Annotated in this window: 16 protein-coding genes; 8 read left to right on the top strand and 8 right to left on the bottom strand. The window is 60.3% G+C overall.

Annotated features, from left to right (window positions below):
• The first annotated feature begins 29 nt into the window (after nt 1-29).
• Together J4D25_RS22305 and bfr are read left to right on the top strand one after the other, a co-directional pair.
• Nucleotides 30-1,484, top strand: a complete 1,455-nt coding sequence (locus tag J4D25_RS22305; protein WP_057713100.1) for a catalase — start codon at nt 30-32, stop codon at nt 1,482-1,484.
• A 148-nt stretch (nt 1,485-1,632) separates the two neighbouring features.
• On the top strand, nt 1,633-2,097 hold the full coding sequence (gene bfr / locus J4D25_RS22300; RefSeq protein ID WP_008053867.1) for a bacterioferritin: 465 nt from the start codon (nt 1,633-1,635) through the stop codon (nt 2,095-2,097).
• 66 nt (nt 2,098-2,163) lie between these two features.
• Here the strand turns inward: bfr and uvrA are convergent, their stop codons facing one another.
• The gene (uvrA, locus tag J4D25_RS22295; RefSeq protein ID WP_057713101.1) at nt 2,164-4,998 is read right to left on the bottom strand and encodes an excinuclease ABC subunit UvrA; all 2,835 of its coding nucleotides are present in this window, start codon (nt 4,996-4,998) and stop codon (nt 2,164-2,166) included.
• Nucleotides 4,999-5,189: 191 nt separating this feature from the next.
• Between uvrA and J4D25_RS22290 the strand changes: the two genes are divergently transcribed.
• From J4D25_RS22290 to J4D25_RS22280, 3 genes are all read left to right on the top strand, one after another.
• A complete protein-coding gene (locus J4D25_RS22290; RefSeq protein WP_057713102.1) occupies nt 5,190-6,587 on the top strand; it encodes an MFS transporter in 1,398 nt (465 codons plus the stop codon).
• A 9-nt stretch (nt 6,588-6,596) separates the two neighbouring features.
• Nucleotides 6,597-7,115 (top strand): single-stranded DNA-binding protein, encoded by a 519-nt coding sequence (locus J4D25_RS22285; RefSeq protein WP_007984430.1) that lies wholly within the window; start codon nt 6,597-6,599, stop codon nt 7,113-7,115.
• 162 nt (nt 7,116-7,277) lie between these two features.
• The gene (locus J4D25_RS22280; RefSeq protein WP_057713103.1) at nt 7,278-8,150 is read left to right on the top strand and encodes an AraC family transcriptional regulator; all 873 of its coding nucleotides are present in this window, start codon (nt 7,278-7,280) and stop codon (nt 8,148-8,150) included.
• 30 nt (nt 8,151-8,180) lie between these two features.
• On the opposite strand, the gene J4D25_RS22275 is transcribed toward J4D25_RS22280, so the two are convergent.
• On the bottom strand, nt 8,181-8,681 hold the full coding sequence (locus J4D25_RS22275; RefSeq protein WP_057713104.1) for a YkgB family protein: 501 nt from the start codon (nt 8,679-8,681) through the stop codon (nt 8,181-8,183).
• A gap of 221 nt (nt 8,682-8,902) precedes the next feature.
• Nucleotides 8,903-9,463, bottom strand: coding sequence for a cysteine hydrolase family protein (locus tag J4D25_RS22270; RefSeq protein ID WP_057713105.1), 561 nt, complete (start codon nt 9,461-9,463; stop codon nt 8,903-8,905).
• Nucleotides 9,464-9,564: 101 nt separating this feature from the next.
• Here J4D25_RS22270 and J4D25_RS22265 point away from each other — a divergent pair, with 101 nt between their 5' ends.
• The 3 genes from J4D25_RS22265 to J4D25_RS22255 all read left to right on the top strand — a co-directional run bounded on the left by J4D25_RS22265 (nt 9,565) and on the right by J4D25_RS22255 (nt 12,715).
• Entirely contained in the window at nt 9,565-10,557 is a 993-nt protein-coding gene (locus tag J4D25_RS22265; protein WP_057713106.1) for a GlxA family transcriptional regulator, read from the top strand.
• Between the two features lie 300 nt (nt 10,558-10,857).
• A complete protein-coding gene (locus J4D25_RS22260; RefSeq protein ID WP_057713107.1) occupies nt 10,858-11,967 on the top strand; it encodes a DUF3182 family protein in 1,110 nt (369 codons plus the stop codon).
• Nucleotides 11,957-12,715 (top strand): S9 family peptidase, encoded by a 759-nt coding sequence (locus J4D25_RS22255; protein ID WP_057713108.1) that lies wholly within the window; start codon nt 11,957-11,959, stop codon nt 12,713-12,715. Before J4D25_RS22260 ends, J4D25_RS22255 begins: the two co-directional genes overlap by 11 nt.
• A 139-nt stretch (nt 12,716-12,854) precedes the next feature.
• Here the strand turns inward: J4D25_RS22255 and J4D25_RS22250 are convergent, their stop codons facing one another.
• The 5 genes from J4D25_RS22250 to J4D25_RS22230 all read right to left on the bottom strand — a co-directional run bounded on the left by J4D25_RS22250 (nt 12,855) and on the right by J4D25_RS22230 (nt 17,928).
• Nucleotides 12,855-13,841, bottom strand: a complete 987-nt coding sequence (locus tag J4D25_RS22250) for a lysylphosphatidylglycerol synthase domain-containing protein (RefSeq protein WP_057713109.1) — start codon at nt 13,839-13,841, stop codon at nt 12,855-12,857.
• Entirely contained in the window at nt 13,828-15,120 is a 1,293-nt protein-coding gene (gene clsB / locus J4D25_RS22245) for a cardiolipin synthase ClsB (protein ID WP_057713110.1), read from the bottom strand. The genes J4D25_RS22250 and clsB overlap by 14 nt, the downstream gene beginning before the upstream one ends.
• Entirely contained in the window at nt 15,117-15,914 is a 798-nt protein-coding gene (locus J4D25_RS22240) for an endonuclease/exonuclease/phosphatase family protein (protein WP_057713111.1), read from the bottom strand. Before J4D25_RS22240 ends, clsB begins: the two co-directional genes overlap by 4 nt.
• A complete protein-coding gene (locus J4D25_RS22235; protein WP_057713112.1) occupies nt 15,911-16,513 on the bottom strand; it encodes a DUF72 domain-containing protein in 603 nt (200 codons plus the stop codon). The genes J4D25_RS22240 and J4D25_RS22235 overlap by 4 nt, the downstream gene beginning before the upstream one ends.
• Before the next feature lie 203 nt (nt 16,514-16,716).
• Nucleotides 16,717-17,928: an MFS transporter gene (locus J4D25_RS22230; RefSeq protein ID WP_057713113.1), complete on the bottom strand. Its 1,212-nt coding sequence runs from the start codon at nt 17,926-17,928 to the stop codon at nt 16,717-16,719.
• Nucleotides 17,929-18,084: the final 156 nt, after the last annotated feature.

Here is an 18,084-nt window from a genome sequence, read left to right as displayed (position 1 = left end):
TTCAAGACCGACAGAGGAAGGAAGATCGCATGAGCCAAAACAAAACGCTTACCACCGCCAGTGGCGCTCCTGTTGCCGATAACCAGAATTCCCGTTCCGCCGGCCCTCGTGGCCCGCTGCTGCTCGACGACTTTCACCTGATCGAGAAGCTTGCCCACTTCAACCGTGAAAACATCCCTGAGCGCCGTGTACACGCCAAAGGCTCGGGTGCCTACGGTACGTTCACCGTGACGCGCGATATCACTCAATACACCAGCGCGAAGCTGTTTGAGACAGTCGGCAAGCAAACCCCGACTTTCCTGCGGTTTTCCACCGTGGGTGGTGAGCGGGGTTCGGCTGATACCGAGCGTGATCCGCGCGGGTTCGCCTTGAAGTTTTATACCGAGGAAGGCAACTGGGACATCGTCGGCAACAACACCCCCGTGTTCTTCATTCGCGATCCACTGAAGTTCCCGGACTTTATCCACACCCAGAAGCGTTTGCCGCAAAGCAACCTGAAGAGTGCCCAGGCGATGTGGGACTTCTGGTCGCATTCGCCCGAGGCGCTGCACCAGGTCACCATCCTGTTCTCCGACCGGGGTATCCCTGATGGATACCGTCACATGCATGGCTTCGGCAGCCACACTTACAGCCTCATCAACGCTCAAGGTGAGCGTCACTGGGTGAAGTGGCACTACAAGACCAGGCAGGGGATCAAGAACCTTGCTTCAGCGGAGGCTGCGCGCCTGGCGGGCACTGATCCGGATTACGCCCAGCGCGACCTGTTCAATGCCATCGAGCAGGGTGATTTCCCGAAATGGCGCGTATGCGTCCAGATCATGAGCGAAGCTCAGGCAGCGGCGCACTACGAGAACCCCTTTGATGTCACCAAGACCTGGTCGCAGAAAGAGTTTCCACTGATTGAGGTCGGAGAGCTGGAGCTCAATCGCAATCCGCTGAACTACTTTGCTGAAGTCGAGCAAGCGGCATTCGGTCCCAGCAACATGGTCCCAGGTGTTGGCTTATCGCCTGACCGCATGCTGCAAGGTCGAGTATTCGCTTACGCGGATGCTCACCGCTACCGTGTTGGCACCAATCACCAGCAATTGCCGGTTAATGCGCCTCGCAGTCCGGTGAACAGCTACCAGCGTGATGGTTCGATGGCGTTTGGCAGTAACGGCGGTGCGGCACCCAACTACGAGCCGAACAGCTACGTTGATTCGCCGAAGCAAGCGCCTCGCTATGCGGAGCCGCCATTGGAACTGAGCGGTGCGGCTGATCGCTACGATCACCGCGAGGATACCGACTACTACAGTCACGCCGGCGCGTTGTTCCGCTTGATGACTGGGGAGCAGCAATCATTGCTGGTTAGCAACATTGCCGGTGCGATGGCGGGTGTATCGAGTGATGTGGTTGATCGCCAGTTGCAGCATTTCTACAAGGCTGACCCGGCGTATGGAGAAGCAATCGCAAAGCTGCTCAACGTACAGCTTAACGAAGTCTAAATGAGAAGCAGAACCGCCCTTATTTGGGCGGTTTTTGCGTTATTTCAGCCGGTTTTCTCAGAATATCTTCGCTTTTATTGCGTCTTGCGAGTGACGATAAGGGCATGTTGGTTCAAACTACAACTTTAAAGCAGGGAGATGTAGGGCGATGCAAGGCCACCCAGATGTGATCGATTACCTCAACACGTTGCTGACCGGCGAACTGGCCGCGCGTGATCAATATTTCGTCCACTCGCGGATGTATGAGGACTGGGGTTTCACCAAGCTCTACGAAAGAATCAACCACGAGATGGAAGAGGAAGCAGGGCACGCTGATGCCCTGATGCGCCGGATTCTGATGCTCGAAGGCACGCCGCGCATGCGTCCGGACGATCTCGACGTCGGCACCACGGTGACAGAGATGCTCGAAGCGGATTTGCGCCTGGAATACAAAGTACGGGCTGCGTTGTGCAAGGGCATCAAGCTCTGCGAACAACACAAGGACTACGTCAGCCGCGAAATGCTGCGGGTTCAATTGCATGACACCGAAGAAGATCACACCTACTGGCTCGAGAAGCAGTTGGGTCTGATCAAGTTGATCGGGCTAGAGAACTACCTGCAATCCCACACCTGATTGCTGCGAATACAAAAAAGCCCCTGTCACTGATGAAGTGATAGGGGCTTTTTCATGGGGGGGCGGTCAAGCCCGATCGCGCTCCAGCAGCGGCTTGAGGTAATAACCGGTATGGGATTGCTTCATCTCTGACACTTCTTCCGGGGTGCCGACGGCAATGATCTGACCGCCCTTGGAACCACCCTCCGGCCCCAGGTCCACCAGCCAGTCAGCGGTCTTGATCACGTCCAGGTTGTGTTCGATCACCACCACGGTGTTGCCGTGGTCGCGCAGGCGATGCAACACGTCCAGCAGTTGCTGGATATCCGCGAAGTGCAGACCGGTGGTGGGTTCGTCGAGGATGTACAGGGTCTTGCCGGTATCGCGCTTGGACAGCTCGCGGGACAGTTTCACCCGTTGGGCTTCACCGCCGGACAGCGTGGTCGCCGATTGCCCCAGCTTGATGTACGACAGGCCGACGTCCATCAATGTTTGCAGCTTGCGCGCCAGGGCCGGTACGGCATCGAAGAACACCCGTGCTTCCTCGATGGTCATCTCGAGGGTTTCGTGGATGCTCTTGCCCTTGTACTTGATCTCAAGGGTTTCGCGGTTGTATCGCTTGCTCTTGCACACGTCGCAGGGCACGTAGATGTCCGGCAGGAAGTGCATCTCGACCTTGATCAGGCCGTCGCCCTGACAAGCTTCGCAGCGGCCACCCTTGACGTTGAAGGAGAAACGCCCCGGACCATAGCCCCGGGAGCGGGACTCCGGTACGCCAGCGAACAACTCGCGGATCGGCGTGAACAAACCGGTGTAGGTCGCCGGGTTGGAGCGCGGTGTACGGCCGATCGGGCTCTGGTCGATGTCGACGACCTTGTCCAGGTGCTCCAGGCCCTTGATGCTGTCGTGTACGGCCGCTTCGAGGGTAGTGGCGCCATTCAGCGCCGTGGCGCTCAAAGGGAACAGGGTGTTGTTGATCAGCGTCGACTTGCCGGAGCCGGACACGCCGGTCACACAGGTCAGCAGGCCGATCGGAATCTCCAGGTCGACATTGCGCAGGTTGTTGCCGCGCGCGCCCTTGAGCGACAGCGTCAGCTTCTTGTTGCGCGGTGTACGTTTGGCCGGGACTTCGATCTTCACCCGACCCGACAGGTATTTACCCGTCAGCGAGTCCGGGTGAGCCATGACCTCGGCCGGTGTGCCTTCGGCGACGATATGCCCGCCGTGCACGCCAGCGCCCGGGCCGATGTCCACCACGTAGTCGGCCAGGCGGATCGCGTCTTCGTCGTGCTCGACCACGATCACCGTATTACCGATATCGCGCAGGTGCTTGAGGGTGCCCAGCAACCGGTCGTTATCGCGCTGATGCAGGCCGATGGAGGGTTCGTCGAGGATGTACAGGACGCCCACCAGGCCGGCGCCAATCTGGCTCGCCAGACGAATACGCTGGGCCTCGCCACCGGACAAGGTGTCCGCGCTGCGATCCAGCGACAGGTAGTCGAGGCCGACGTTGACCAGGAACTGCAGGCGCTCGCGGATTTCCTTGAGGATCTTGTCGGCAATTTCGCCACGTCGTCCGGTGAGCTTGAGCCCGCCAAAATAATCGGACGCATCGCCGATCGGCAGGTTGGTCACTGCCGGCAGGGTTTTCTCGCCGACCCACACATGCCGCGCTTCACGCCGCAGGCGGGTGCCACGGCAATCCGGGCACGACTGGGTGCTGAGGAACTTGGCCAGTTCTTCGCGCACCGATGCCGATTCGGTTTCGCGGTAACGGCGTTCCAGGTTCGGCACGATGCCTTCGAACGGGTGCGAGCGTTTGACGATATCGCCACGGTCGTTCAGGTATTTGAAGTCGACGTTTTGCGAACCGCTGCCGTGCAGGATGAATTTCTGCTGATCGGCCGGTAATTCGTTGAACGGAACTTCCAGGCTGAACTTGTAGTGCGAGGCCAGCGAGCCGAGCATCTGGAAGTAATAGACGTTACGCCTGTCCCAGCCACGAATCGCCCCTTCGGCCAGGGTCAGTTCGCCATTGACCAGGCGCTTGATGTCGAAGAACTGCTTCACCCCCAGACCATCGCAGGTCGGGCAAGCGCCGGCCGGGTTGTTGAAGGAGAACAGCTTGGGTTCCAGTTCGCTGATCGCGTGGCCGCAGATCGGGCAGGCGAAGCGTGCGGAGAAGATCATCTCTTCGCCCGGCTCGTCGTCCATCGGCGCCACCAGGGCGATGCCGTCCGCCAGTTTCAGCGCGGTCTCGAAGGATTCGGCCAGGCGTTGTTGCAGGTCGGCGCGAACCTTGAAGCGGTCGACCACGACATCGATGGTATGTTTTTTCTGCTTGTCGAGCTTGGGAGCTTCGTCCAGCTCATAGAGCTTTCCATTGATTCTGGCGCGGACAAAACCCTGCGCGCGCAGCTCTTCGAAAACCGACAGGTGCTCGCCTTTGCGCTCGCGGATGACCGGCGCCAACAGCATCAGCTTGCTGCCCTCCGGTTCGGCGAGGACCAGGTCGACCATCTGGCTGACGGTCTGCGCTTCAAGCGGGATGTCGTGATCCGGGCAACGGGGAATACCCACACGTGCATAAAGCAGGCGCAGGTAGTCGTAGATTTCGGTGATAGTGCCGACCGTCGAGCGCGGGTTGTGCGAGGTCGACTTCTGTTCGATGGAGATCGCCGGCGACAGGCCTTCGATGGTGTCGACGTCGGGCTTTTCCATCATCGACAGGAACTGCCGGGCGTAGGCCGATAGCGATTCGACGTAGCGGCGCTGACCTTCGGCGTACAGGGTATCGAAAGCCAGGGACGACTTGCCAGAGCCGGACAGGCCGGTGATGACGATCAGCTTGTCCCGTGGCAGGGTCAGGTCGATGTTCTTCAGGTTGTGGGTTCGAGCCCCACGAATCAGGATCTTGTCCAAGGTGGCCTCGCTCGGCGGGCGTCGAAAACGTAGGAGTATACGGCCAAATACTGGATGGATGCACACTATCGAATGCTGCTATTGCTGCCTTGCATGAAAGCTCTGTCATCTACACGCGGCAAAGCGTCGCGATATACCCTGCCAATCGATGGGACTGGTAGAATCGCCGCCGGTTCACATGAGGTTTTTCCATGCACGATCCCCACAGCGAGCGCATGAGCGGCAGCGAGACCCGAGCGGCAAGCGGTCTGGCCCTGGTGTTCGCCTTCCGTATGCTTGGCATGTTCATGGTGTTGCCGGTTTTGGCGACCTATGGGATGGACCTGGCAGGAGCGACCCCGGCCCTTATCGGGCTGGCGATTGGCGCTTACGGCCTGACCCAGGCGATTTTCCAGATTCCATTCGGTTTCATTTCCGATCGCATCGGCCGTCGCCCGGTGATTTACATCGGGTTGATTATCTTCGCGCTCGGCAGTGTGCTGGCGGCCAATGCCGATTCGATCTGGGGCGTGGTCGCCGGGCGAATCCTGCAAGGTGCCGGGGCGATTTCAGCCGCGGTCATGGCCTTGTTGTCAGACCTGACCCGGGAGCAGCATCGGACCAAAGCCATGGCCATGATCGGCATGACCATCGGTCTGTCGTTCGCCGTCGCCATGGTGGTCGGCCCGTTGCTGACCCGCGCTTTTGGTCTGTCCGGGTTGTTCCTCGCCACGGGCGGCATGGCGCTGCTCGGCATTGTGATCGTCATGTTCATGGTGCCGCGCTCTACCGGGACATTGCAGCATCGCGAGTCCGGTGTTGCGCGCCAGGCATTGATGCCGACGCTCAAGCACCCGGACCTGCTACGGCTGGACCTGGGTATTTTTGTGTTGCACGCGATGTTGATGTCCAGCTTCGTCGCCTTGCCGCTGGCGCTGGTCGAGAAAGCCGGGCTGCCCAAAGAGCAGCACTGGTGGGTGTACCTGACCGCGTTGCTGATTTCTTTCTTCGCCATGATCCCGTTCATTATCTACGGCGAGAAGAAACGCAAAATGAAACGAGTTTTACTCGGTGCCGTCGTGACGCTGATGTTCACTGAGCTATTCTTCTGGCAGTTCGGCGACAGCTTGCGGGCTCTGGTGATCGGTACGGTGGTGTTCTTCACCGCGTTCAATCTGCTGGAAGCTTCGTTGCCATCGCTGATCAGCAAGGTTTCACCGGCCGGCGGCAAGGGCACGGCGATGGGGGTTTATTCCACCAGCCAGTTCCTCGGGTCGGCATTGGGCGGCATTCTTGGCGGTTGGCTGTTCCAGCATGGCGGTCTGTCGGTTGTGTTCCTCGGATGCGCCGGTCTGGCTGCCCTCTGGCTGGCCTTTGCTGTTACCATGCGCGAACCTCCCTACGTCACGAGCCTGCGCTTGCCGTTGTCGCCCGAGGCGATCCGCGAAGCGGGTCTGGTCGAGCGCCTGAAGGCGGTCGTAGGGGTAACAGATGCAGTCATCGTCGCAGAAGAGGCGGCGATTTACATCAAACTGGACACCGAACTATTGGATCGCACCACCCTTGAGCGCCTGGTGAACAACCCGGCCGGGGCAGCGTGCGTAGCCTAGGAGAACGTTATGGCCCGTGGGGTTAACAAAGTCATATTGGTCGGCACTTGCGGCCAGGATCCCGAAGTTCGCTACTTGCCTAACGGTAACGCCGTGACCAACCTGAGTCTGGCGACCAGCGAACAGTGGACCGACAAGCAAACCGGTCAGAAAGTTGAAAAGACCGAATGGCACCGTGTGTCGATGTTCGGCAAGGTTGCAGAAATCGCTGGCGAATACCTGCGTAAAGGTTCTCAGGTCTACATCGAAGGCAAGCTGCAGACCCGCGAGTGGGAAAAAGACGGTATCAAGCGTTACACCACCGAAATCGTGGTCGACATGCAAGGCACCATGCAACTGCTGGGCGGCCGTCCACAGGGCGACCAGCAGGGCCAGGGCGGTGGTAACAACTACCAGCAGTCCGCGCCACGCCAGCAGGCTCCACGTCCACAGCAGTCGGCGCCGCAACAGTCGCGCCCGGCTCCACAGCAGGCCGCTCCTCAGCCGGCTCCGGATTTCGACAGCTTTGATGACGATATCCCGTTCTGATTCTTTCACCAAAGAATAGAACCTGAAAAAGCCCGGCCTCCCTATGGATGCCGGGCTTTTTGCATTTTTACCAGGGCATTCCTCGCCGGGATCGAGGATCGTCCAGCCGTCAGCGCGCAGTGATACTCTGCTATGGGTCCAGACCCTGTGCAGAGTTGCCCTATGGATCGCCTGTCTACGTTGTTGTCACAGTTCGGCGTGCGCGCGAACCTGTTCTACAGCGGCATGCTTTGCGGCGTGGCGGCCTACGATGGCACCGACCAGCGCGGTCATATTCACCTGCTGCAGGCCGGCTCTGTCACGTTGAAAGGCCCAGGGAGGAGTGAGTTGTTGATCACTCGCCCCAGCCTGATTTTCCTGCCACGCCCCAGTCGACATCAGCTCATCGCCAGTGAGACTGAAGGTGCTCAGCTGTTATGTGCGTCGATGCTGTTCGATGGCGGCGCCAGTAATCCGATATCTGCTTCGCTCCCCGATCTTCTGGTGTTGCCCCTGGATGAGCTGCCGTTGCTGGCCGACACCCTGAGATGGCTGTTCGGTGAAGCTGGCGCCGGGCATTGCGGCAGGGAGGCCGTGCTTGATCGTTTGTTCGAACTGTTGATCATCCTGCTGTTCCGGCATTTGCTCGACCACCATCAGTTGAGCACCGGCATGATGGCCGGGTTGGCCGATGTGCGGCTGTCGCGCTCGCTGATACAGATGCACAACCAACCTCAGCGGGCCTGGTCAGTGGCCGAGTTGGCAAATGAATCGAACATGTCCCGCGCCGCTTATGCCGTGCATTTCCGCGCGGTCCTGGGGCAAACACCGTTGGATTATCTTCTGAGCTGGCGGATCAGTCTGGCGCAGAAGCGCCTGCGGGAGGGGCGGCCGATTACGCTGATCGCCGATGAGGTGGGCTATGAAAGTCCGTCGGCCCTTGCCCGTGCGTTTCGCCGCAAGACCGGCTGCAGTCCACGGGACTGGATGAAATCCCTGACCCTTGAGGGCCGCGTACTGGCGGGTGATGGCGATGACCTGAATGCATCGAGCTGATTCAGGCCATCGGCGGGTGAAGTTGTCAGCTCAAGGGGTTTCCAGTCGGGTCAGCGAATGGCCCGCCACGAACAGGGAGGCGGCAAGCAAGCCGATGTCCTTGAGCAGGAACTGGCCTGGCGCGACCGAAATGGCCGGGAAACCAAGGCCGGGCTCAATCACGCCGGGAGTCGAGAACATAAAGCTCAAGGTGGTGAAAAACAGCCCGGCCGACAAGGCGCCCCCGATCAAGGAAAGCTTTGGCGACAGCAGGCGACCCGCAATCAGTACACCGATGGAGATCTCCAGAACGCCAAGCAAACTGGAAAACAGATCGACACTGAAAATGTTATAGACCCATCCCAGGAAGGGACTGTTGCTCACCAGCGGCACCAGCCCCTCTGCTTCATAGTGGGTGAATTTCATTCCCCCGAACCAGAAGTAGATAACGGCGAGGGCGAAGTAAATGCCGTAGGTCCCTAGCGCCATGGTGGTGAGTCCGAGGGATGTTTTTTTCGACAGGCTGTCAGTGCTGATATTCATGCTGTTCATTGTTCAGGCTTCCAGTGAGTTATCCAGAAAGTGGCATGGGTGAAAGCAACATCCCCCGCGTATGCGTTGGGAGTGGAGTGATTGTTGGCTTCGGCATGACTTTTCAGGATTCTGGCGGTATTGCGTTTGATGCAGATCGTCCAGACTCACCGGCAATTAAAAGCCCATGGCAGGTGAGGCCATGGGCTTTTTCATTTTTGCTGTCTTGTCCCGAATAAGGTTTACAGCTTCCGGCTTCTTGTCAGGTACTCGTTGGTCGAGACCACGCTGGCATAGGCAAACGCCAGGGCCGCCATGAACGCCGCATGAACTTGCGCCGCCGGAACCGTCACGCCATTGAACTCCAGGTCACGGGTGGCGCAGGCGTCGTGGATCACGGTGACCGTATAGCCAAAATCCGCCGCCGCCCGGGTGATGCCGTCGACGCACATGTGGCTCATGCTGCCCACGACCACCAGTTCCTTGATGCCTTGTTCGTCGAGGATCGATTTCAGTTCGGTTTCGCGGAACGAGTTGACGAAGTGTTTGAGCACCACCGGTTCGTCGGCACGGTTGAGCACTTTCGGGTGCAACTTCGCGCCTTCGGAGTTCGGGGTGAAAAACGGCGCATCTTCAGAGGTGAATTCGTGGCGAATGTGCACCACTGAATCCCCCGCGTCGCGGAAGGCCTTGATCAGGCGGACGGCGTTGTCGGCGGCGGCGTCGGCACCGACCAGCGGCCACTTGCCTTGGGGGAAGTAGTCGTTCTGGATATCGACTACGATGAGCGCTTGCTTGGCCATGACTGTTTCCTCGAAGTGTGTGTTGGTGTGGAATGAAGTATTGGCTCTGGCAGGCGATCCGAGGATTGGCCGCACCGACAATAGAAGGGGGAAAACTGACAATGGACGCAGAAAGGGCAATCGCCGAACTCGGTGTACTGATCTATCCCGGCGCGCAGATGGCGGCGGTGCATGGTTTGACGGATTTGTTCGGGGTGGCCAACCGGATCGCCGCCGAACATCAGTCTGCGCAGTTGCCGCTGTTGCGGGTCAGCCATTGGCAGGTCGAGGGTGATCAGGCGCCGGTTCGGGTCTTCGACAGCCATCCTGGCCCGGAGCGCGCCCTGGTGGCCGTGTTGATTCCGCCATCGATCGGCGGTTTTTCCGAGGGCCAGGCGCCAAAAGGGTTGATTCGCTGGTTGCGTGAGCAACATGCCAGCGGCGCGACACTGGGCGGGGTTTGCGTGGGCTCTATCCTGTTGGCCGAAAGCGGTCTGCTCGACGGTCGTAGCGCCACCACTCACTGGACCTCGGCCAAAGCTTTCGCCGAACGTTATCCGGCGATCCGGCTCAAGGCCGATACGCCGATTGTCGATGACGGCGACCTGATTACCACCGCCGGGCTGATGGCCTGGTCGGAACTGGGTCTGCGCCTGGTCAACCGGTTGCTGGGGCCTAGCATCGCCACCAACACCGCGCGTTTTCTGGTGGTGGAACACAGCGATAGCGCCAGTGAGTGCGGCAGCAACTTTGCGCCGATCCTCAGTCATGGCGATGCGACGATCCTCAAGGTGCAACACTGGCTGCAAAGCACCGGAGCGACCGATGTGTCGCTGGCGGCGATGGCCGAAAAGGCAGGGCTGGAAGAACGCACCTTCCTGCGACGCTTTCGCGCGGCCACCGGGCTCAAACCCACCGAATACTGCCAGCACCTGCGAGTTGGCAAGGCCCGGGAAATGCTTGAGTTCACCAACGGCACCATCGACCACATCGCCTGGACCGTGGGTTATCAGGACCCCGGGGCGTTTCGCGCAACGTTCAGGAAAATCACCGGGTTGGCGCCGAGTGATTATCGGACACGGTTTGGGGTGAACTCTGGATCGGTCGCACGGTAGTCGCATCACCTCGATTCCCTGTGGGAGCGAGCTTGCTCGCGATAGCTGTGTGTCTGCTACATAAATGTTGAATGTCATTCCCTCATCGCGAGCAAGCTCGCTCCCACAGGGTCGGGCGTGTGGGCTGGAATCGTGCAAAATGCCGGAGTATCAAAGGGCGTCGTGCAGAATAAAACAGGCCACATGCCATCACTTCCTGCGCAACGGGCTGATTTAAAACCCCTTTTCCCTCAACGGGCCTTGGCCTGATCTCTGCACCCCTTCAGCTACATTCATCAAACGTCGATTGAAGGGGGATGCATGACCCCGGCAAACTGCAGGAAACTGGTGGTCGCCCATTCGGTGCTCGCCGACGCGCCAGTGCACGAAGTTGAAACCAACCGCGCACTGGCCCGCTGGCTGGCGCAGATACTGGGGCTCAAGTACGGCGGCAGCTACGACCCGCAACTGCATGCAGGGCGAGACCTCTACCTGTTGCCGACCCAGACCCTTGTGGGCGCTGCGGCTGCCCGGCAACTGGGGGTCAAGGGCCCGGAGGATTTGTGGGGCGGTTATGTCGACCACGACTTCATCTGCACCAAAGCCATCAGTCACGGATTGCTCAACCACCATGCCCATGCGCCGCGAGGCTGGGCTCCGTTGTTTTCCGAGCGGGTGCGCAGCGTGGTGCTCGACGGTCTCAGCGTGTTCTCCCTGAAGGATGCGCGCCCGGCGGCGGAGCATTTGCTGTACACCGGGCCGATCCGTCTGAAACCGATTCATGCCTGTGCCGGACGTGGTCAGGAAGTGATCAAAAGCCTCGACGAGTTCGATGAGCTGCTTGCCCAGCCCGAGGCCGAGGCGATGTTCACCGAAGGCGTGGTGCTCGAACAGGACCTGGACCAGGTGATCACCCACAGCGTCGGCCAGAGTTTTATCGGCGCAAAGGTACTCAGTTATTGCGGTGATCAATACTTGACCGAGGACGCTCAGGGTGAACAGGTGTATGGCGGGTCCAACCTGCTGGTGGTGCCAGGCGGCTATGACGAATTGTTGAAGCTGGATCTGCCGGAAGACGTGCAACTGGCGATCCGCCAGGCACAGGTGTTCGACAGCGCGGCGGATGAAGCCTACCCAGGTTTCTATGCCTCGCGGCGCAACTACGACATCGCCCAGGGCGTCGGCAGCGATGGCCGGCCACGCAGCGGTGTGCTCGAACAGTCCTGGCGCATGGGCGGTGCCAGCAGCGCCGAGGTCGCGGCCTTGCAGAATTTCGTCAACGATCCGGGGATCTGCGCGATTCGTGTGTCTTCGGTGGAAACCTACATCGACCAGCCGCTGCCGGCGGACGCCATCGAGGTGTACCGCGGGCCGGCGCAGGCCAGTGACTTTCTCCTCAAGTACGTGACGGTTAAACCCTATGACGGCTAGAAGCGAATCCATTCAGATCGACATCGACGACGAACAAATGAGCGGGACCTTCCTGAGTCCCAAATCGAAAGTCCCCGGCGTGCTCTTTGTGCACGGTTGGGGCGGCAGCCAGGAGCGGGATCTGGAACGCGCCAAAGGTATCGCCGGGTTGGGGTGCGTGTGCCTGACCTTTGACCTGCGCGGGCACACCGGTGGCACCGGCATTCCATTGTCCCGGGTGACCCGGGAAGACAATTTGCGCGACCTGCTGGCGGCCTATGACCGCTTGCTCGCGCACCCGGCCCTCGATACCTCGGCGATTGCCGTGGTCGGCACCAGTTACGGGGGTTATCTGGCCTCGATTCTGACCTCGCTGAGGCCCGTGCGCTGGCTGGCGCTGCGGGTGCCGGCGCTGTATCGAGACGAGCAATGGCACGCGCCGAAACGCGACCTGGACAAGCTGGATCTGCGTGATTACCGAAGCACCCTGGTGCGTGCCGACAGCAATCGTGCCTTGCACGCCTGCTCGCAATTCACCGGGGATGTCCTGTTGGTGCAGTCCGAGACCGACGACTACGTGCCCCATTCAACGATCATGAGTTACCGCGCGGCGTGCCAGCAGACTCACTCGCTGACCCATCGCATTATCGATGGCGCCGACCATGCGCTGAGCGACCCGGTTTCGCAGCAGGCCTACACCTCGATCCTTGTCGGCTGGATTACCGAGATGGTGGTGGGGGAGCGTTTGAGCATTATTCAATCATCCTGATATTGGGGTGTTCTTGCGGGCCCCTTCGCGGGCAAGCCCGCTCCCACAAGGATCGAGGGTGTACATGGAATCTGCATCCACCAACAGACACTGTGGGAGCGGGCTTGCCCGCGAAGGCGTCCTCACAACCGGCACAAAATCACTTGGGGTTCTTCGCAATCCGCAATGACTTGGCCTTGGCTTCCACCAGCAGGTACATCACCAGGGCAATCAACAACGGCAGGATGAAATAAATCGCCCGATAGGCCAGCAGTCCCGCAACCAGGCTGCCCCGCGAAGCCTCGTGTTGCAGCAGCGCCACAAACACGGCTTCCAGCACGCCGAGCCCGGCCGGGATGTGAGTGATGACCCCGGCGATGGCGCTGATCAACAGCACGCCCAGCACCAGTGGATAGTCCAGTTTGTTCGGTAGCAAGGTGAAGATCACCGCTGCCATCAGCGACCAGTTCAGGGCACCGAGGGCCAGTTGCAGCACGGCCATGCGCGGCGACGGCAGGTCAATCTCCACACCACGAATCACCCATTCCCGACGTTTGGCCAACCGGCACGCCACCAGGTATCCGGCGCTCAGCAGCAATAACAAAACCCCCACGCCTTGCAGCGCGCTACTGCTGAGCTTCCAGCCCGGCGGCATGCGTACCAGCCCGCTGCTGAACATGGCGCCGGCAATGACCATGTAACCGAACCAGTTGGTCGCCAGGCTCAGACCGAGGATTTTCGCGATGTTGCTCTTGCTGACCCCGAGCCGCGAATACAACCGGTATCGCATGGCGATGCCACCGACCCAGGCGCTCAGGTTCAGGTTGAAGGCGTAGCTGATGATCCCCACGGGCAAAATCTGCTTCCAGGTCAGGTTCTGGCGGATGTAGGTGCGGCCGATCAGGTCGAAGCAGGCGTACACCAGAAAACTCACCAGGGTCAGCCCCGAGGCAATGATCAGTGTGCGCACCTTGAAATCGGCCAGGGTATCGAACACTTCGTTCCATTCGATGCGCTGGGCGAGCATCGTGAACAGCACGATCAGCATCAGGAAAAACAGCATCGTCAGCGGTCGTTTCCAGCGGTTCCAGTGCGTCTTCCCAGGGCTTTTGGCGTGAGTTGCCGTGTGGGGCTCAGTGCGGTTCATGGTCAGCGGCCCCGGTCGGAGGAGGAATGTGTTTCAGGCGAGGTTTATGCGCCGGCAACCAACCGGCCCACGCCGGGAAATGCCGCAGGCAGTGAAACACCAGAAAACCGACGGTCATGTGCCAGACACGCCCGCGTGGCGCGATGTCGTGAGACATGATCTTGCAATGGTTGTCGCTGAGGTCTTCCAGGCGATCGAACAGAACTCGATTGAAGCCACGGTCGCGGATCAGCACGTTGGCTTCCAGGTTCATCGACAGGCTCAACGGGTCGAGGTTACTGGAGCCTACGGTGCTCCAGTCTTCATCCACCAGTGCGACCTTGCCGTGCAGCGGACGGTCGCAATATTCGTAGATCTTCACACCGGATTTGAGCAGGTAATCGTAGGTCATGCGCGCCGCAAGCCTGGCCACCCGCATGTCTGGCTGGCCCTGCAGGATCAGCCGCACATCCACCCCTCGGCGGGCCGCGTTGCGGATCTCGCGCAGCAAGCGGAACCCGGGAAAGAAGTAGGCGTTGGCGATCACCACCCGGCGCTGCGCCTGGCGCAATACCTGGCGGTAAACCTCCTCGATGTCGGTCTGGTGTTCCCCGTTGTCGCGGTACACCAGCCGCACCTGGCCATCGTGGTCGCTGAAGGCCAGTTCCGAACGCCGCTGCCGACGGCGGTGCCACCAGTATTTGGCGCGCGCCGGGCGACCGCATTGCATCAGGGCAAAGTGATGGATGTCGGCAACCGCCGGACCCTGAACTTCCACGGAATAATCCTGTTTGGCCTCGGGGCCGAAGTCGGCCAGATGATCGGCGGAAAAATTGATCCCGCCAACGAACGCGACGGTGCCATCGACCACCACGATCTTGCGGTGCAGGCGCCGGAACCAGTTGGTGCGGATGCCCAGGCGTTTCGGTGCCGGATCGAACATTTGCAGGTGCACGCCGGCCGCGGTCAGGGCGTTTAGGAACCCGGTACTCAGTTCGCCGCAGCCGAAGCCGTCGAGGCTGACGGTGGTGCGCACACCACGCTGGGCGGCTTCGATCAGAATCTGTTGCAGCTCATTGCCGACCTTGTCCTCGAACAGAATGAAGGTCTCCAACAGGATTTCATTTTGCGCCCGGCGCAGGGCTTCAAACACCCGGGGAAAATACGCCTCGCCATTTTCCAGCAACTCGACCCGATTGCTGCCTTGCCAGCCGTATTCGACATCGACCGCTGTCGGCTCGCGGGTGGGCGGAGCGGGGATGTGTTCCAGCGTGTTTTTTTCCATCAACTGGCTGCTCATAGCTCGATCTCCACCGACAGCGGGGCGTGGTCGGAAAGGTGCGACCAGGGCCGGGAGGTCAGCACTTGCGGATGGCTGGCCTTGAGGTTGCGTACGTAGATGCGGTCCAGGCGCAATGCCGGCAAGCGCGCGGGGAAACTGCGCGCCGGTTTGCCATGGTGCTCGGCGAAGACTTCGCGCAAACCGCTGGGTGTGAGCAATGCATCGGCGCGCTGGCGCCAATCGTTGAAGTCCCCGGCGACAATCACCGGGGCGTCGCCGGGCAGGGCGTCCAGGCGCTGGGCGAGCAGCTTCAGTTGCGCGGTGCGATGGGTTTCGCGCAGCCCCAGATGCACGCAAATCGCATGTACCTCCTGGCCGTCACCGGGCAAGCGCAATACGCAATGCAAAAGCCCGCGGTTCTCGTGGCCGCTGATGGACACGTCGAGGTTGTCGTGGCGGATGATCTGGAACTTCGACAGCAGCGCATTGCCGTGATCGCCCGCCGGATACACTGCATTGCGGCCATAGGCGAACTGCGGCCACAGGCTGTCGGCAAGGAATTCGTATTGCGGCATCGCCGGCCAGTTGGTGTAGCGCCTGGGGTGCTGTTCGTGGGTGCCGTGGACTTCCTGCAAAAACACCACATCGGCAGATACGCTGCGCACCGCTTCACGTAGTTCCGGCAGGATGAAACGCCGGTTGAGTGCGGTGAAACCTTTATGGGTGTTGACCGTCAGCACGGTGAAGCGTTGCACTGTCGTGTTGATGGGGGTCTGCTCGTCCGTGACGCCGACCGGCTCTGGAATGCTCATGGCAACAGGCTCTCGGCCGCAGGCTCACCGGGGACGGTGGCGAGGTTTTTTTCGAGGTGCAGGCGTTGCAGCAAGTGGCGTGCATCAAAGGGGGCGCGGACTTTGATGTCGTTATCGAAATAGCAGAACACCTCCCGGGATTTGCACGCCTTTGGCTTCTGCCGGGGTGCGATCAATTGTGGATTATCCGGTTGTTGGCCGTGATGCCAGGCTTCGATTCGTTCGCCCCAGCGTTTTAGTGCCTGCGGGGTGTAACCGCTGGCATAGAGTGCTTCGGCGCCATGCAGACGCAGGTAGACGAAATCGCTGGTGATGTCTTCGCGATACGGCCATTTACCTGCGGTGTCGGCGATGACCAGGGCCGTGTTGTAGCGCTTGAGCAAGCGGACGAACAGCGGATCGACAAAGCTGTCATGGCGGATTTCCACGGCATAGCGTTCGGGGCGCTGCAGTGCGTAGAACGATCCATTGATTTCGATGCTGTTGACCGCCCGCGAGGCGAATTGCAATTCGCGCTTGTGGGTCAGGCCAATGGGGTAGAAGTCTCCCCGCCAGGGCGTGTAGCGCCAGCCTGAAATACCGATATGAATCGCCGCCATGTCGCCTCCGGACTACCTCCCCATGTCTTTGGGTGACTGCGCTGCGGCGGCAAAAGTTTCGATGGGGCTACGGACGGTAAATTTTCTACGGAACAACACCGAACAAGTGTGGGAGCGAGCTTGCTCGCGATGGCGGTTTATCAGTCACATCCATGTTGAATGGACCGCCGTCATCGCGAGCAAGCTCGCTCCCACAGGGGTTATCAGTGGGCAGTAATAACGCGGGCAGAGCCCTCAGCCGGTTCGGCATACACCGGGCCGAGGCGATCAAGACGTCCACTCCACGCGGTCAATGCCAGCGCCACCAACACCACCAGGCCACCGATCCATGCAGTGTGAATCAACCCCATGTGGGCGACGATCAGGCCACCGCCCCACGCGCCACCGGCAATGCCGAGGTTGAACGCCGCGATGTTCAGGCCGGACGCCACGTCCACCGCCTGCGGGGTGTGATGCTCAGCCTGACGCACCACATACACCTGCAACCCCGGCACGTTGCCGAATGCCACGGCGCCCCAGACCAGCACGGTGGCCAGCGCGAGCCAAGGATTACCGGCGGTGAAAGTCAGTACGAACAACACGGCGGCGAGCAGGGCAAAGATGATTTTCAGGGCGCTGATCGGGCCGCGCTTGTCCGCCAGTTTGCCGCCCCAGATGTTGCCGATGGCCACGGAGATGCCGTAGACCAGCAACACCAGGCTGACGGTGCTGGCGCTGAAGCCGGAGAGGTCCTGAAGAATCGGCGCGAGGAAGGTAAAGGCAATGAACGACCCGCCGTAGCCGACGGCCGTCATCGCATACACCAGCAGCAGGCGTGGTTGCTTGAGCACCTGCAATTGCTGCAACAGCGATGCGGGTTTGCTGTGGGCGATGTTTTTCGGCACGTAGACCAGGCTGCCGATGAAGGCGATCACGCCCAGGGCCGAGACGGCGAGGAAGGTTTCACGCCAGCCGAAATGCTGGCCGATGAATGTCCCCAGCGGCACGCCGGTGACCAGCGCCACGGTCAGGCCGGTGAACATGATGGCAATCGCGCTGGCGGCTTTTTCCTTCGGCACTAGACTGGTGGCGATGGTCGAGCCGATCGAGAAAAACACCCCGTGGGCCAGGCCGGTGACGATCCGTGCGAGGATCAACGACTCGTAACTCGGTGCTTGCCACGCCAGCAGGTTACCGAGGGTGAACAGCACCATCAGCGACAACAGCAGCAATTTGCGCGGAACCTTGCCGGTGAGGGCGGTCAGCACCGGGGCGCCGACGGCAACGCCAAGGGCATACAGGCTGACCAGCAGGCCGGCGGATGGCAGACTGACGCCGAGGTCGGCGCCGATGGTGGGTAACAGGCCAACGATGACGAACTCGGTCGTCCCGATGGCAAAGGCGCTGAGGGTCAGCGCGAGCAAGGCAATGGGCATGGCTGCAACTCCGGTGCAATGATGTGATGGAGCGCAGTGTCGGGATTTGGCTCGGTCAGAAAAATACAGGGATGGACATTTGATATTTGCGTGCAGATCAAATATCGCGAGGACGGATGCATACTTGTGGCGAGGGGGCTTGCCCCCGTTCGGCTG

Origin of the sequence: Pseudomonas sp. GW456-L13, from assembly GCF_017350115.1 — a bacterium.
GTDB classification, from domain to species: Bacteria; Pseudomonadota; Gammaproteobacteria; order Pseudomonadales; family Pseudomonadaceae; genus Aquipseudomonas; species Aquipseudomonas jessenii.
This window is presented reverse-complemented; position numbering and strand designations above follow the sequence as displayed.

Bases quoted from the DNA above. Each gene is read 5' to 3' on its own strand.
- J4D25_RS22305 (WP_057713100.1), top strand. From the start codon at position 30: ATGAGCCAAAACAAAACGCTTACCACCGCCAGTGGCGCTCCTGTTGCC.
- bfr (WP_008053867.1), top strand. From the start codon at position 1,633: ATGCAAGGCCACCCAGATGTGATCGATTACCTCAACACGTTGCTGACC.
- J4D25_RS22290 (WP_057713102.1), top strand. From the start codon at position 5,190: ATGCACGATCCCCACAGCGAGCGCATGAGCGGCAGCGAGACCCGAGCG.
- J4D25_RS22285 (WP_007984430.1), top strand. From the start codon at position 6,597: ATGGCCCGTGGGGTTAACAAAGTCATATTGGTCGGCACTTGCGGCCAG.
- J4D25_RS22280 (WP_057713103.1), top strand. From the start codon at position 7,278: ATGGATCGCCTGTCTACGTTGTTGTCACAGTTCGGCGTGCGCGCGAAC.
- J4D25_RS22275 (WP_057713104.1), bottom strand. From the start codon at position 8,681: ATGAACAGCATGAATATCAGCACTGACAGCCTGTCGAAAAAAACATCC.
- J4D25_RS22270 (WP_057713105.1), bottom strand. From the start codon at position 9,463: ATGGCCAAGCAAGCGCTCATCGTAGTCGATATCCAGAACGACTACTTC.
- J4D25_RS22265 (WP_057713106.1), top strand. From the start codon at position 9,565: ATGGACGCAGAAAGGGCAATCGCCGAACTCGGTGTACTGATCTATCCC.
- J4D25_RS22260 (WP_057713107.1), top strand. From the start codon at position 10,858: ATGACCCCGGCAAACTGCAGGAAACTGGTGGTCGCCCATTCGGTGCTC.
- J4D25_RS22255 (WP_057713108.1), top strand. From the start codon at position 11,957: ATGACGGCTAGAAGCGAATCCATTCAGATCGACATCGACGACGAACAA.
- J4D25_RS22250 (WP_057713109.1), bottom strand. From the start codon at position 13,841: ATGAACCGCACTGAGCCCCACACGGCAACTCACGCCAAAAGCCCTGGG.
- clsB (WP_057713110.1), bottom strand. From the start codon at position 15,120: ATGAGCAGCCAGTTGATGGAAAAAAACACGCTGGAACACATCCCCGCT.
- J4D25_RS22240 (WP_057713111.1), bottom strand. From the start codon at position 15,914: ATGAGCATTCCAGAGCCGGTCGGCGTCACGGACGAGCAGACCCCCATC.
- J4D25_RS22235 (WP_057713112.1), bottom strand. From the start codon at position 16,513: ATGGCGGCGATTCATATCGGTATTTCAGGCTGGCGCTACACGCCCTGG.
- J4D25_RS22230 (WP_057713113.1), bottom strand. From the start codon at position 17,928: ATGCCCATTGCCTTGCTCGCGCTGACCCTCAGCGCCTTTGCCATCGGG.